Source organism: Paracoccaceae bacterium Fryx2 (genome assembly GCA_032334235.1).
Classification (GTDB): domain Bacteria; phylum Pseudomonadota; class Alphaproteobacteria; order Rhodobacterales; family Rhodobacteraceae; genus JAVSGI01.
In genome coordinates, this window is the sequence record JAVSGI010000005.1 from 2,086,801 (window position 1) to 2,099,835 (window position 13,035).

Genomic DNA, 13,035 nt, shown 5'->3' on the forward strand with positions numbered 1-13,035 from the left:
CAAGGGCACCGCAACGGAAGGCTGAGCCATGAGCGGCACATTCGGCAAGGGCCACCATCTGCATCTGATCGACGGCTCGGCCTATATCTTCCGGGCCTATCACGCGCTGCCGCCCTTGACGCGCAAATCCGACGGGCTGCCGGTCGGCGCGGTCGCAGGGTTCTGCAACATGCTGTGGGGCGAGCTGACCACGACCCGCGCGCAGGAAGCCCCGACCCATATCGCGGTGATCTTCGACCATTCGTCCAGGACCTTCCGCAACGACATTTACCCGGCCTACAAGGCCAACCGCCCCGAACTGCCCGAAGACCTGCGCCCGCAGTTCCCGCTGACCCGCGCCGCGACGCGGGCCTTCAACGTCGCCTGCATCGAGACCGAGGGGTTCGAGGCCGACGACATCATCGCCACCCTGTCGTGCCGGGCGCGGGCGGCGGGTGGGACGGTGACCATCATTTCCTCGGACAAGGATCTGATGCAGCTGGTGGGAGACGGGGTCGACATGCTCGACCCGATGAAGATGAAGCGCATCGGCCCCGACGAGGTTTTCGAGAAGTTCGGCGTCCCCCCGAACCGCGTCGTTGACGTGCAGGCGCTTTCGGGCGACTCGACCGACAACGTGCCGGGCGCTCCGGGCATCGGCATCAAGACCGCCGCGCTGCTGATCCAGGAATACGGCGATCTGGAAACCCTGCTGCAACGGGCGGGCGAGATCAGGCAGCCGAAACGCCGCGACGCGCTGGTGGACAATGCCGACCAGATCCGCATCTCGCGCCGTCTGGTGGCGCTGGAATGCGACATGCCGCTGGATGTGGCGCTGGAAAGCCTGGAGGTGCGGCTGCCCGACGCCGTGCCGCTGATGGGCTTTCTGAACGAGATGGAGTTCCGCACCCTGACGCGGCGGGTGGCCGACCGGCTGAAGGTCGCCCCACCCGAGGCCCCGGTTGCGCCTGTCACCGACGCCCCGGCCACGGTTCAGGCAGAAGCGCCGCCCTTCGGCAATTACGAACACGTCAGCGACGCTGAAGCCCTCGCCCGCTGGATCGCGGTGATCCGGGATCGCGGCCATGTCGCGGTCGATACCGAAACCACCAGCCTTGACGAGATGCGCGCCGAACTGGTTGGAATATCGCTGTGTGTCGAGGCGGGGCGGGCCTGCTACATTCCGCTGGGCCACCGGCAGGGCGGCGGCGACCTGTTCGGCTCGTCCGCCCTGACCGAAGGGCAGATGTCGGCGGACCTTGCGCTGGCGATGCTGAAGCCGGTGCTGGAGGATGATGCCATCCTCAAGATCGGCCACAACATGAAGTATGACGCAAAGATCTTCGCGCGCCATGGCGTGACGGTGGCCCCGTTCGATGACACCATGCTGATGTCCTATGCGATGCACGCGGGGATGCACGGCCACGGCATGGATTACCTGTGCGACAGGTATCTCGGGCACACGGCGATCCCGATCAAGCCGCTGCTGGGCGTCGGCAAGGCGATGGTGACGTTCGACCGGGTGCCGATCGACAAGGCGGTGGATTACGCCGCCGAAGATGCCGACGTGACGCTGCGGCTGTGGCAGCTTTTCCGCCCGCAACTGCACCGCGCCCGGGTGACGACCGTGTATGAAACGCTGGAACGGCCGCTGGTGCCGGTGCTGGCGGCGATGGAAATGGCGGGCATCCAGGTGGACCGCGATACGCTCTCGCGGATGTCGAACGCCTTTGCACAGAAGATGGCGGGGCTGGAGCATGAAATCCATACGCTGGCCGGCCGGCCCTTCAACGTGGGCAGCCCCAAGCAGCTGGGCGAGATCCTGTTTGACGAAATGTCCTTGCCCGGTGGCGAGAAGGGCAAGACCGGCGCCTATGCCACCGGCGCCGACGTGCTGGAGGATCTGGCCGCCGAGGGCCACGACCTGCCCGCCCGCGTGCTCGACTGGCGGCAGCTGGCCAAGCTGAAATCGACCTATACCGACGCGCTGCAAGACCACATCAACCCCGAAACCGGGCGAGTCCACACGTCGTATTCGCTGACCGGGGCGGTGACGGGGCGGCTGTCTTCGACCGACCCCAACCTGCAGAACATCCCGGTGCGCAGCGAGGAAGGCCGCCGCATCCGCGAGGCTTTCGTGGCCCCGCCGGGCAAGGCTCTGGTATCGCTGGACTATTCGCAGATCGAGCTGCGGATTCTGGCGCATGTTGCCGATCTTCCGGCGCTGAAACAGGCATTCCGCGACGGGCTCGACATCCACGCCATGACCGCGTCGGAAATGTTCGGCGTGCCGCTGGAAGGCATGGACCCGGCGATCCGCCGTCAGGCCAAGGCGATCAACTTCGGGGTGATCTACGGCATTTCGGGCTATGGTCTGGCGCGCAACCTGCGCATTCCGCGCTCCGATGCGCAGGGCTTCATCGACCGCTATTTCGAGCGTTTCCCCGGCATCCGCGACTACATGAACGACACGGTGGCCTTCGCCAGGGACAAGGGCTTCGTGCAGACCCTGTTCGGCCGCAAGATCCACACACCGGAAATCAACGCCAAGGGCCCCGGTGCAGGCTTTGCCAAGCGCGCCGCAATCAACGCGCCGATCCAGGGCACGGCGGCCGACGTGATCCGCCGCGCCATGATCCGGATGCCTGCCGCCATCGCGGACCTGCCCGCCACCATGCTGCTGCAGGTGCATGACGAATTGCTGTTCGAGGTGGACGAGGCCGCCGCCGACACCCTGATCACCCGCGCCCGCGACGTGATGGAGGGCGCGGCCGACCCTGCGGTGAAACTGTCGGTCAAGCTGACGGTCGAGGCCGGGCGGGGGGCAAACTGGGCACTGGCGCACTGACCCCGGTTTCTTCTTGGCCCAAATACCCCCTTTCAACCCGCAGTCACGCGGGCAGACGGTCGATGCGCAGCTGATAGCAGTTGTTCCGCGCCGAGCGGACGTGGACATAGGCCACCCCCGGATCATCCAGCAGCACCCCGGCCCGCGCCGTCACGTCATGGGTCGGCACCACCGCGCCAGTGCCGTAAACGATGCGGTCATCCGCGCCATAGCCGCGCACGATATAGTCGGGCGCGGCCAGGATTTCCGGCAGATCGGGTCCGCCCCCGGCCGTGCAAGGCGTGGCACACAGAAAGACCGGCCCGACCTCGGCATAGGGCTGCGGCACCGGAAACGGGCGAACCGCCAGGATCAGCATCGGGGCGCCTTCGGGAATCATCTTCAGACAATGACGGCAGGGGTTGCCGCTGCCCGTCGCCAGCACCCTCTCGGGCGTCTGGCCATTGGCATCGGCACCGCCCGCCTGCAGGGCGCGCACGGTTGCGGTGGGCAGGGGCGTGAAGATCATGGTCATGGGCGCTCTCCGTTTTGCCCGACCAGCCTGCCCGATGCCCGCGCCCCGGGCGACCCGAACCCTGCGCCTAACGCTCAGGCCTTCGCCAGCATCCGCCCCAGATTCCGCCCGCCAAGGATGTGCATGTGGTAATGCGGCACCTCCTGGATCGCCGCCGTGCCCGCATTGCCGATGGTGCGATAGCCGTCGCCGCCCTCGCCCGGCTGGATGCCCAGAATGGCGCAGACCTGACCGGCGGTGCGGTGGAAATCGACTATCTCCTCCGGCGTCGCCTCCAGCGCGAAATGGTCGAAGCAGACGTAGGCCCCCTTCGGAATCACCAGCACATGCACCGGGGCCTGCGGAAAGATGTCGTGAAACGCCAGCGTATGCTCGCTTTCCAGCAGGGTCTTGCTGGGAATGTCGCCGCGAAGGATGCGGGCGAAGATGTTCTGGGGGTCGTATGCGTAGGCCATCGGTCAATCCACGAATAGGTAATGGGTCTCGGCAATCTCGCGCGCCCTGTCCGGCGCTATCCCGAGAAATGCCGCAAGGGGGGCGGTGTTGTCTTCGATGCTGGCAGACTGGCGGATGCGATACAACCCCGCGAAATCGGCATCGCGGATCCGGTCGCTTTCGAACTTCACGTCATAGCGGATGGTGGGCAGCAGCCGGTCGATGGTCTCCTGCGGCGTGCGGTCCCCCGCCAGCCCGACCCGCCGGGCATGGCCCATCAGGTAGTCGTCGGTGAAATCGCATTCCACCTCAAGGATCCGGGTGTTGGAGCGGTCCGAATGGAAATCCTGCATCAGATCGACATTCGCCGGATCGATGCAGATCACAAGCTGGTCGGTCTGCCAGTAGTCATACAGCATCCGCATCAGCGCCCGGCGGTGGCGCGTGCGCTTTTCCAGCGTGGTCTGGATGCCGCCCAGATCGGGCAGCGGGGTTGTCTCCTCGTTGAACAGGTAGTCCACGGCCCGCAGGCCCGAGACCTGCCGCACCCGCTCGACCAGCCGCTTGGCGACATGCCATTTCTTGCAGGTCACGATCATCAGCGTGCGCTCGCGACCAAGGCTCGATTCGGTTTCCCAGAAGCGGGGCGCAAAACGCCGACCGATCCGCCCCCGCCCGGTCAGGAACTTGAACAGCCCCCGCCCTTCGTTCGAGATCGGAAACCGCACGTTGGTCGCGGAATACAGCGCCCCCAGCCGCTCCTTCAACTCCCTCGCATCCGGCGAAATCTTGCGCGCGAACAGGTAATCCTGGCTGATCAGCAGATCATACTGGTCGTTGTGGAAGTTCACCGGCATGCCGTAGTCGGTGAACATCAGAAAGGTCAGGGTGCGGCCGCGAATCTCGTGCCCCGGCACAAGATGCCGCACCAGGGTCTGGAAAAAGGTTTCGTCGGGAATCCAGGTGGTGCGGAAGAACCGCATCACGTCCTGCCGCCGGTCGGCAAAATCGAGCACCGCCTCGATGGTGCGGCGGCGCAGGCACCACCACTGGCTGCCGATCTGGATCGCCAGATCGGCCGGAATGCGCCGACCGATCCGCAGGCGGCGCTGCACGTCCATCGAGGCATAGAACAGCCGCTTGTGCGTGCGTTCGTTGAAGTAGTGCCGGTAGATCAGCCGTTCCGCCTTGATGCCGGTCTTGATCCAGTCGGAGCTGAAGAAATCGAAGCTTTCGATGTAGTCGGCCTCGGTCTGGTCAAGAAAGGCATGGGCATATTCGGCCGACTTGATCGGCATGCAGTCGCCCGACAGCATGTAGAAATGCGTGGCGCGCGGAAAGGCATCGACCGCGGCCCGCACGCCCAGCAGCGACGCCTCCACCAGGCTCCACTCGCCCCAGCCGCACTTTATCCGCCGGGCAGCAAAGGTGACCGAGGCATTGCGGGCCAGGGCCGTGCTGATCCGGTCGAAATCCTCGCGCCGGGCGCGGGCGTCGAAGTGGATCGCGATGTAATCCCCGGCCGCCGTCAGCCGTTCGGCCTGGGCAATGATCCCCTCCGGGTCCTTGTGACAGAGCAGGATGTAGGCAATCTTTGCCATTCTGGAAACTCTTCAACGCTTCAGGTCGTGATTGTTGCCATGAATAGCTTTAACGGTCATTGAAAAGACAGTGTTTGTTTGCTTTTTTGTGGCAAAGGATGCCGAGGCGCGGCGAAAAGTGCCACATGGCAGGCAGGAGATTGAATTTCATGGGTTTTCCCGGAACGTGGATGACGGAAAGCGAAAGCGTGGTGTACCGCGTCGTCCCCAAATGCGCCTGTTCGACCATCGGACAGATCATGTTCTACTCCGACCATGGCCGGTTCTTCGACGGCGACATCCATGACGCGACCGACGGGCTGCACAAATGGGCATTGGAGGACAGCCAGGCCCTGATCGAACGCAACGTGAAGGAGCACCGGTCCTACGCCTTCACCTGCGTGCGCAACCCCTATACCCGCATCCTGTCGTCGTTCTTCGACAAGATCTGCGGCATCCAGCGCAACGGCAAACGCTACCGCGGCAATCTGGTGCCGCTGCTGACGCAGAAATACGGGATCGAGGTCGGCGGTGACGACGGCAAGGCCGAGTTCGACCAGATCAGAAGCTTCCGCCGGTTCCTGCTCTTCAGCCGCGACACCATCCGCTGGAAAAAACCGATGGAACCCGACATCCACTGGTCGGCGATGGCGGGCCATGTCTCGACCTACATCGTGAACGGTGGCCGCTATGACCAGATCTTTTTCACCGAACGGTTCAACGAAGGCATGCAGATCGTACTCGACGCAATCGACACCCGGCACCGCGTCGACCTGAAAGCGATCCCGAAGTTCAACGAAAGTGAAGGCCACGGCCCCAAACGCGCCCACCCGGTCGAGGCGTATTTCGACGACCTGTCGATGCACCTGGTCTGGGAAATCTACAAGCGCGACTTCCAGCTGTTCCGGTATGACTTCGAGAACCCGGCCAACAAGATGCCGCTCGGCGAGGTCGATCTTGACGAGGTGCATGCCAAACTGGGCGAATGAGGGTCTGCGGCAAGATCGGGACGCAGGCGATACCGCCCCGTCGCGCGCCTGTCATCGGGGGGTTTCACACCCCCCGCCCCCCGTGGGATATTTGTGCCAATGTGAAAGCTGAAAGTTTCCGCGGCAAGGTTATCCCCTGCAAAGGGACCAGCGGGCGCTGCGCCCCGAGGCTTCTTCTTGGCTCAAATACCCCTCTGTCCGACCTCGGGCCACGACGCAGCGCCAGAAACCGCGACACGTCAGTGGCGCCCGCCGAAGGCCCCGGCGGGGCCCGAGGCGGGCGCCTCCTGCGGTCAGAGCGCGCCGTGCGTGCGGAACAGCGCCTTCAGGTCGGCCTCGGGGCGCGCGCCGATGTGGCTGATCACTTCGGACGCGGCGATGCAGCCCATCCGGCCTGCGGTGGGCAGGTCATGCCCGTTGGTGATGGCCCAGAGGAAGGCCCCGGCGAACAGGTCGCCCGCGCCGGTGGCGTCGACAATCTGTGTTGGAATCGCGGGCACCTGCCAGTGCTGGCCGCCCGACAGGATATGCGCGCCATGCTCGCTTTCGGTGCAGGCCACGATGGCGACCTCGGCCGCCGCCGCCGCGAGCGCCGCCGGGAAATCGGTGGTCTGATACATCGACAGCAATTCGGCGCGGTTGGCGAACAGCAGGTCGACATCCTCGACGATCATCCGGCGGAAGGCGTCGCGGTGGCGCTCGACGCAGAACGGGTCGGACAGGGTGATCGACACCCGCCCCCCTGCCCCCTTGCAGGCCCGGATCGCCTTGGCAAAGGCCTCGTGACTGGCCGGGCCGTCGAAGCGGTAGCCTTCAAGGTAGATCCACTCGGCCTCCGCCATCTGGGCCTCGTCGATGTCGCCGGGGGTCAGGAATTCGGACCATCCGAGATAGGTGTTCATCGACCGCTCGCCATCGCCGGAGACGAGTACGATGCAGCGCCCGGTTTCCTGCTCCGACTGCGCGGCGGCGAACGGCGTCTCGTACACCGCCCCCTGCGCGCGCAGGTCATGGGCAAAAATCCGGCCAAGCTGATCGTCCTTGACCTTGCCGACATAGGCGGTGCGCCCGCCCAGATGCGCCACCCCGGCAATGGTGTTGGCGGCAGAGCCGCCCGAGATTTCCTTGGCAGGCCCGATGCGGGCGTAAAGGTCGACCGCGCGCGGCATGTCGATCAGCTGCATGATCCCCTTGCCGATCCCGTTCGCCTCCAGGAACGCCTCGGACACCGGGGCCAGCACGTCGACCATCGCATTGCCGATGCCGACAACCTGAAACTTCTTCATTCGGTCTTATCCTCAAAGGAGCAAAGATCGCGGATCGGGCAGATACCGCACTTCGGTTTGCGCGCGACACAGATATACCGGCCGTGCAGGATCAGCCAGTGGTGCGCGTGCTGCTGGAATTCCACCGGAACGTTGTCCTCGATGGCGCGTTCGACCTCAACCACATCGCGTCCGGGGCAGATGCCGCTGCGGTTGCCCAGCCGGAAGATATGGGTATCGACCGCCTGCGCCGGATAGTGGAACCACATGTTCAGCACCACATTCGCGGTCTTGCGCCCCACGCCCGGCAGCGATTGCAGGGCGGCGCGGCTTGAAGGCACCTGCCCGCCGTAAGCGTCGACCAGAATACGGCTGGTCCGCATCACGTTCTTCGCCTTCTGGCGGAACAGGCCGATGGTCTTGATCGCCTCCAGCAGCCCCTCCTCACCGAGGTCGAGCATCGCCTGCGGGGTGGTGACGTGCGCGAACAGCGGGCGGGTGGCCTTGTTCACCCCGGCATCGGTTGCCTGCGCCGAAAGCGCCACCGCGACCAGCAGGGTATAGGCGTTGACGTGATGCAATTCGCCCTTCGGCTCGGGTTCCAGAGCCTGAAAGCGGGAAAAGATCGCCTGCATCGCGGGATAGTCAAGCTGACGTGCCATGCGTCCCCTATGCCAAAGCCGGGTGGGCGCGGCAAGGCGGCACGCGGCCGAAGCCGCAGTTTCCGGGTCGCGCGGCACTGTGTCACCGCGCTATGGTGCAGCCAAAGGAGACCGGCATGGAAAACGCCCCGCCCGCCTATCACTACGCCGTCATCGCCCGCGCGCTGGCGCTGATCGACAGCGGCGGCCCCGGCCTGACGCTTGAATCCCTCGCCGCGCAGATGGGCATGAGCCCCGCGCATTTCCAGCGGGTGTTTTCGCAATGGGTGGGCGTCTCGCCCAAACGCTACCAGCAATACCTGACGCTGGATCATGCCCGCCGCCTGCTGGACGAGCGGTTCACCGTGCTGGAAACCTCGCTTGCAACCGGGCTATCCGGCGGCGGGCGGCTGCATGACCTGTTCCTGCGCTGGGAGGCGATGAGCCCCGGCGAATACGCGCGGGGCGGCGCGCGTCTGGTGATCCGCTGGGGCCTGTTCCCCACGCCCTTCGGAGAGGCGCTGGCGATGGCGACCGACCGGGGGCTGTGCGGGCTGGCCTTCACCGAGGAAAGCGGTCGCGAGGCGGCGATGGCCGACATGCGCAGCCGCTGGCCGGGGTCAACCTATGTCGAGGATGCGGCGGCGGTGGCGCCGCTGGTCGCCGGTGCTTTCGGGGCGGGGGGCGAGACCCGGCTGCACCTGATCGGCGCGCCGTTCCAGATCAAGGTTTGGGAGGCGCTGCTGCGCATCCCCTCGGGCCATGTCACCACCTATTCGCAGATCGCGGGCGCCGTCGGCCACCCGCAGGCGGTCCGCGCGGTGGGCACGGCCGTGGGGCGCAATCCGGTCAGCTGGCTGATCCCCTGCCACCGCGCCCTGCGCAAGTCGGGGGGCCTCGGCGGCTATCACTGGGGCCTGCCGGTCAAGCGCGCCATGCTCGCGTGGGAAGCGGCCCGCGCCGACGCAGACGAGCCGCTGGCGCGCACAGGAACGTGATGGGCGGATTTCTGCGCACATGAACGCGGGCCTATCAGGGCACGCTCCGGCTTGGTATAGGATTTGCCAAGCCCGGCGAACGGGCCGCAAACCCCATGAGGCAGCAGACATGTTCCTGAAGACCCCCCTGATCCTGAGCGCGATTGCCGCTGTCACCGTAGCGGGCTGCACGCCCCCCCCGCCACCGCCCCCGGCCAGCCGACCTATACCCAGGGCGGGGCCGTCACCGGCGCGCTGCTCGGCGGCATCCTTGGTGCCAAAAGCGGCGGCGACGACCGTCTTGCGAAGGCCGTGGTCGGCGCAGGCATCGGTGCGGCGATCGGCGGCCTGGCCGGCAACGCGCTGGACCGTCAGGCCAATGACCTGCGCCAGAACATCGGCAACGACAATGTCACCGTGACCAACACCGGCTCGCAACTGGTCGTCACCATGCCGCAGGACATTCTGTTTGCCACCGACAGCGCCACCCTGCGCAGCGATCTGACCAGCGACCTGCGCGCAGTTGCCGCAAACCTGCTGCGCTATCCCGACACCACCGTGCAGGTGATCGGCCACACCGACAATACCGGCGCCGCCGCCTACAACCAGGATCTGTCGGAACGCCGGGCGGGATCGGTCGCGGGCGTGCTGCGGTCGGGCGGCGTGCCGAGCGGGCGCATCGTCTCCTTCGGGCGCGGCGAGGATCAGCCGGTTGCGTCGAACCTGACCCCCGAAGGCCGGGCGCAGAACCGCCGGGTCGAGATCATCATTCGCCCGTTGACCTGAACCCAAGGGTCCATCCCTTCCAACAATGTCGGGGATGGACCATGAAGCGGCCCTTTGCGCTTGAGAATCCCGGGATGCGGTCATAGTTTCTGACCAATCCCGGGGGACTGTGATGCCGTTCCAGAAGATCCACACCGAAAAGCTTTCGCAAAGCGTGGTGCGTCAGATCGAACTGCTGATCCTGCGCGGCATCCTGCAACCCGGGGAACGCCTGCCGTCCGAACGCGAATTGTCGGAACGGCTGGGCGTGTCGCGCCCCAGCCTCCGCGATGCGGTGGCCATCCTGCACGATCGCGGGCTGCTCGACAGCCGTCCCGGCGCCGGGATCTATGTCGCCGACGTGTTGGGGTCGGCCTTTTCGCCCGCGCTGATCCAGCTTTTTGCCACCCATGACGAGGCGGTGTTCGACTACATCGCCTTTCGCCGCGACATGGAAGGGCTGGCCGCCGAACGCGCGGCGCAGCTGGCGTCGAACACCGATCTCAAGGTGGTGGACGCGATCTTCCGTGCGTGTTTCGCTTGATGGTGGGCATCGATTTCACGGGATCATGGGCAGTCATTTCGCGTGAAGCTGGGCACTGATTTCGCGGGATCGCGGGCAGGTCTGGTCGGCAAATTGAGGATAGTTGCGCCTTCAGGAATGAAGGGGTGGCTTGATGCCGACAGGACGATTGAACATGCGCCGGATACGAGATGTTTTGCGATTGAAGCTTGGGCAAGGCCTGAGCGAGCGGTCCATTGCCGCTTCCCTCGGTCTGAGCAAGGGGAGCGTCGGAAGCTACACCCAACGGGCGCGTCATGCCGGGCTCACGTGGCCCTTGCCGGAGGGGATCGATGACGACAGCCTTGAACTTCTTTTGTTTCCAGCCCCGCCCACGGTGCCGGACGCGGAGCGGCTTGTGCCCGACTGGGCGGAGATTGACCGCGAGTTGCGCCGCCCTGGGGTGACGCGGATGCTGCTCTGGGAAGAATACCGTGCCGCGCACCCCGGGGGTTTTGCCTATACTTGGTTTTGCACGCATTACGAGGCTTGGAAGGGTCGGGTGCGCCCGACGATGCGCCAGACACATGTGGGCGGCGAGAAGGTGTTCGTTGACTTTGCCGGCGACACCATCGACGTGATCGACCCCACGACCGGCGAAGCGCGGGCCATGAAGCTGTTCGTGGCGGCAATGGGGGCATCGAATCACACCTATGCCGAGGCGGTGGCATCGGAGGGGTTGGAAGATTGGATCCTCGCGCATATCCGGATGTTCGCCTTTCTGGGCGGCGTGCCAAAGGCGGTGGTTCCGGACAATCTGAAGTCCGCCGTGATCAAGGCAGACCGGTTTGATCCGGGGCTGAACCGGACCTATGCCGAGATGGCGGCGCATTATGGCACCGCCGTTCTGCCCGCCCGGCCGCGCAAACCCCGGGACAAGGCGAAGGTGGAAGTGGCTGTCCAAGTGGCACAACGCTGGATTCTGGCGCGGCTGCGGAACCACCGGTTCTTCTCATTGGCCGAGTTGAACGTGGCGATCCGGCGGCTGCTGGACGAGTTGAACATGCGCGTGATGCGCGGCTATGGCGCCAGCCGCGCCGATCTGTTTGCCACTTTGGATCGGCCCAATCTTCAGCCCCTACCGCCCGAACCTTATGTCTTCGCCCGCTGGAAGCGCGCCCGCGTGGCACCCGACTATCACGTTGAGGTCGACAGCTCATGGTATTCCGTGCCCTTCGCGCTGATCAAACAAGAGGTCGATGTTCGCACAAGCGGCCAGACGGTCGAGATATTCCATCGTGGTCAGAGGGTTGCGAGCCACGTGCGCACCCCGGGGCGGCGCAGCCATGTCACCGTGGCCGACCATATGCCATCGGCCCATCGTCGCTTTGCCGAATGGACCCCGGCCAGAATGCTGGCGCAGGCAACCAAGACCGGCCCCGCCGTCGCCGCCTTTTGCGAGATGGTGATGGCTGACCGCCCCCATCCTGAACAGGGGTTCCGCACCTGCCTGGGTGTGCTGGCCTTGGTCAAAACCTATGGGCCGGAGCGCGTTGATGCGGCCTGCCAGCGGGGTGTGACCATCCGGGCCCGCACCGTCACCTCCATTCGTTCGATCCTCAAGACCGGCCTCGATCGCGCCTTCCTGGAAGGCTCCGAAGAGGTCGCCCCCCTCCAGCACGCCAACATTCGTGGCGGCAGCTATTACCATTGAGAAAGGACTAAAATGCTGACCCATCCCACCCACGACCGACTGTTGGCGCTCGGCCTGACCGGCATTGCATCGGCGCTCGAAGAACAACGCAGGTCAACCGCCTTCGACGCCCTCTCGTTCGAAGAGCGTCTCGGCCTGCTGGTCGACCGCGAGGCTGCAGAGCGCGACACCAAGAAACTGGCCTCCCGGCTCAAGTTTGCGGCTCTGCGCCAAGATGCCAGCGTCGAGGATCTGGACCTGCGCAGCCCACGTGGTCTTGACCGCAGTGTCATGGCGCATCTTGCCGATGGCGGCTGGATCGCCCGGCACGAGAACCTGCTGATAACCGGGCCGACCGGTTTGGGCAAAAGCTGGATCGCCTGCGCCCTTGGCCACAAGGCGTGCCGGGATGGGCGGCCCGTCCTCTATCAACGTGCGCCGCGCATGTTCGAGGCCCTTGCTCTGGCCCGTGGCGATGGCCGCCATGAACGCATCCTCAAAACCATCGCCCGCATGGATGTGCTGATCATTGACGATTGGGGCCTCGCCGTCCTCACCGCCCCGGAGCGCCGTGACCTGCTGGAAATCCTCGAAGACCGCCACGGCCGCGCTTCCACCATCGTCACAAGCCAACTCCCCGTTGACCAGTGGCACGAAGCCATCGGCGACCCAACGCTCGCAGATGCCATCCTCGACCGCCTCGTTCACAACGCACACCGCCTCACCCTCTCAGGTGAAAGCCTGCGCAGGCGCTCCGCCGTCACAAAAAAGCTTGACCAAATCGTTCAAGCCTGACTCCATGAAAGCGTCGGCCAGCCTGCCCACGATCCCGTGAAATGACTGCCCA

At 65.2% G+C, this 13,035-nt stretch carries 10 protein-coding genes and 2 pseudogenes; 7 read left to right on the forward strand and 5 right to left on the reverse strand.

Annotated elements, in window-relative coordinates; genetic code table 11:
* Positions 1–28: 28 nt before the first annotated feature.
* Positions 29–2,827: a DNA polymerase I gene (gene polA, locus RNZ50_19310; GenBank protein MDT8857144.1), complete on the forward strand. Its 2,799-nt coding sequence runs from the start codon at positions 29–31 to the stop codon at positions 2,825–2,827.
* A 43-nt stretch (positions 2,828–2,870) separates the two neighbouring features.
* On the opposite strand, the gene RNZ50_19315 is transcribed toward polA, so the two are convergent.
* The 3 genes from RNZ50_19315 to RNZ50_19325 form a co-directional block, all read right to left on the reverse strand.
* Positions 2,871–3,341, reverse strand: coding sequence for a DUF1203 domain-containing protein (locus RNZ50_19315; GenBank protein ID MDT8857145.1), 471 nt, complete (start codon positions 3,339–3,341; stop codon positions 2,871–2,873).
* Between the two features lie 74 nt (positions 3,342–3,415).
* Positions 3,416–3,796 (reverse strand): HIT domain-containing protein, encoded by a 381-nt coding sequence (locus RNZ50_19320; protein MDT8857146.1) that lies wholly within the window; start codon positions 3,794–3,796, stop codon positions 3,416–3,418.
* A gap of 3 nt (positions 3,797–3,799) precedes the next feature.
* A complete protein-coding gene (locus tag RNZ50_19325; GenBank protein ID MDT8857147.1) occupies positions 3,800–5,377 on the reverse strand; it encodes a DUF5928 domain-containing protein in 1,578 nt (525 codons plus the stop codon).
* Positions 5,378–5,526: 149 nt separating this feature from the next.
* Between RNZ50_19325 and RNZ50_19330 the strand changes: the two genes are divergently transcribed.
* A complete protein-coding gene (locus tag RNZ50_19330) occupies positions 5,527–6,345 on the forward strand; it encodes a sulfotransferase family protein (protein MDT8857148.1) in 819 nt (272 codons plus the stop codon).
* Positions 6,346–6,638: 293 nt separating this feature from the next.
* Here the strand turns inward: RNZ50_19330 and RNZ50_19335 are convergent, their stop codons facing one another.
* Positions 6,639–7,631, reverse strand: a complete 993-nt coding sequence (locus RNZ50_19335; protein ID MDT8857149.1) for an adenosine kinase — start codon at positions 7,629–7,631, stop codon at positions 6,639–6,641.
* On the reverse strand, positions 7,628–8,272 hold the full coding sequence (gene nth, locus RNZ50_19340; GenBank protein ID MDT8857150.1) for an endonuclease III: 645 nt from the start codon (positions 8,270–8,272) through the stop codon (positions 7,628–7,630). The genes RNZ50_19335 and nth overlap by 4 nt, the downstream gene beginning before the upstream one ends.
* A gap of 116 nt (positions 8,273–8,388) precedes the next feature.
* On the opposite strand from nth, the gene RNZ50_19345 reads away from it, so the two are divergent.
* The 5 genes and pseudogenes from RNZ50_19345 to istB all read left to right on the forward strand — a co-directional run bounded on the left by RNZ50_19345 (position 8,389) and on the right by istB (position 12,983).
* The gene (locus RNZ50_19345) at positions 8,389–9,249 is read left to right on the forward strand and encodes a methylated-DNA--[protein]-cysteine S-methyltransferase (protein MDT8857151.1); all 861 of its coding nucleotides are present in this window, start codon (positions 8,389–8,391) and stop codon (positions 9,247–9,249) included.
* A 109-nt stretch (positions 9,250–9,358) separates the two neighbouring features.
* Positions 9,359–10,014: pseudogene (locus RNZ50_19350) on the forward strand (OmpA family protein).
* A gap of 112 nt (positions 10,015–10,126) precedes the next feature.
* A pseudogene (locus RNZ50_19355) lies at positions 10,127–10,519 on the forward strand (GntR family transcriptional regulator).
* A gap of 151 nt (positions 10,520–10,670) precedes the next feature.
* Positions 10,671–12,209, forward strand: coding sequence for an IS21 family transposase (gene istA, locus RNZ50_19360; GenBank protein ID MDT8857152.1), 1,539 nt, complete (start codon positions 10,671–10,673; stop codon positions 12,207–12,209).
* Between the two features lie 12 nt (positions 12,210–12,221).
* Positions 12,222–12,983: an IS21-like element helper ATPase IstB gene (istB, locus tag RNZ50_19365; GenBank protein MDT8857153.1), complete on the forward strand. Its 762-nt coding sequence runs from the start codon at positions 12,222–12,224 to the stop codon at positions 12,981–12,983.
* The last annotated feature ends 52 nt before the right edge of the window (positions 12,984–13,035 follow it).

What these genes read in the sequence shown, in the direction of transcription:
- polA (MDT8857144.1), top strand. Translation starts at nt 29, where the DNA reads ATGAGCGGCACATTCGGCAAGGGCCACCATCTGCATCTGATCGACGGC.
- RNZ50_19315 (MDT8857145.1), bottom strand. Translation starts at nt 3,341, where the DNA reads ATGACCATGATCTTCACGCCCCTGCCCACCGCAACCGTGCGCGCCCTG.
- RNZ50_19320 (MDT8857146.1), bottom strand. Translation starts at nt 3,796, where the DNA reads ATGGCCTACGCATACGACCCCCAGAACATCTTCGCCCGCATCCTTCGC.
- RNZ50_19325 (MDT8857147.1), bottom strand. Translation starts at nt 5,377, where the DNA reads ATGGCAAAGATTGCCTACATCCTGCTCTGTCACAAGGACCCGGAGGGG.
- RNZ50_19330 (MDT8857148.1), top strand. Translation starts at nt 5,527, where the DNA reads ATGGGTTTTCCCGGAACGTGGATGACGGAAAGCGAAAGCGTGGTGTAC.
- RNZ50_19335 (MDT8857149.1), bottom strand. Translation starts at nt 7,631, where the DNA reads ATGAAGAAGTTTCAGGTTGTCGGCATCGGCAATGCGATGGTCGACGTG.
- nth (MDT8857150.1), bottom strand. Translation starts at nt 8,272, where the DNA reads ATGGCACGTCAGCTTGACTATCCCGCGATGCAGGCGATCTTTTCCCGC.
- RNZ50_19345 (MDT8857151.1), top strand. Translation starts at nt 8,389, where the DNA reads ATGGAAAACGCCCCGCCCGCCTATCACTACGCCGTCATCGCCCGCGCG.
- istA (MDT8857152.1), top strand. Translation starts at nt 10,671, where the DNA reads ATGCCGACAGGACGATTGAACATGCGCCGGATACGAGATGTTTTGCGA.
- istB (MDT8857153.1), top strand. Translation starts at nt 12,222, where the DNA reads ATGCTGACCCATCCCACCCACGACCGACTGTTGGCGCTCGGCCTGACC.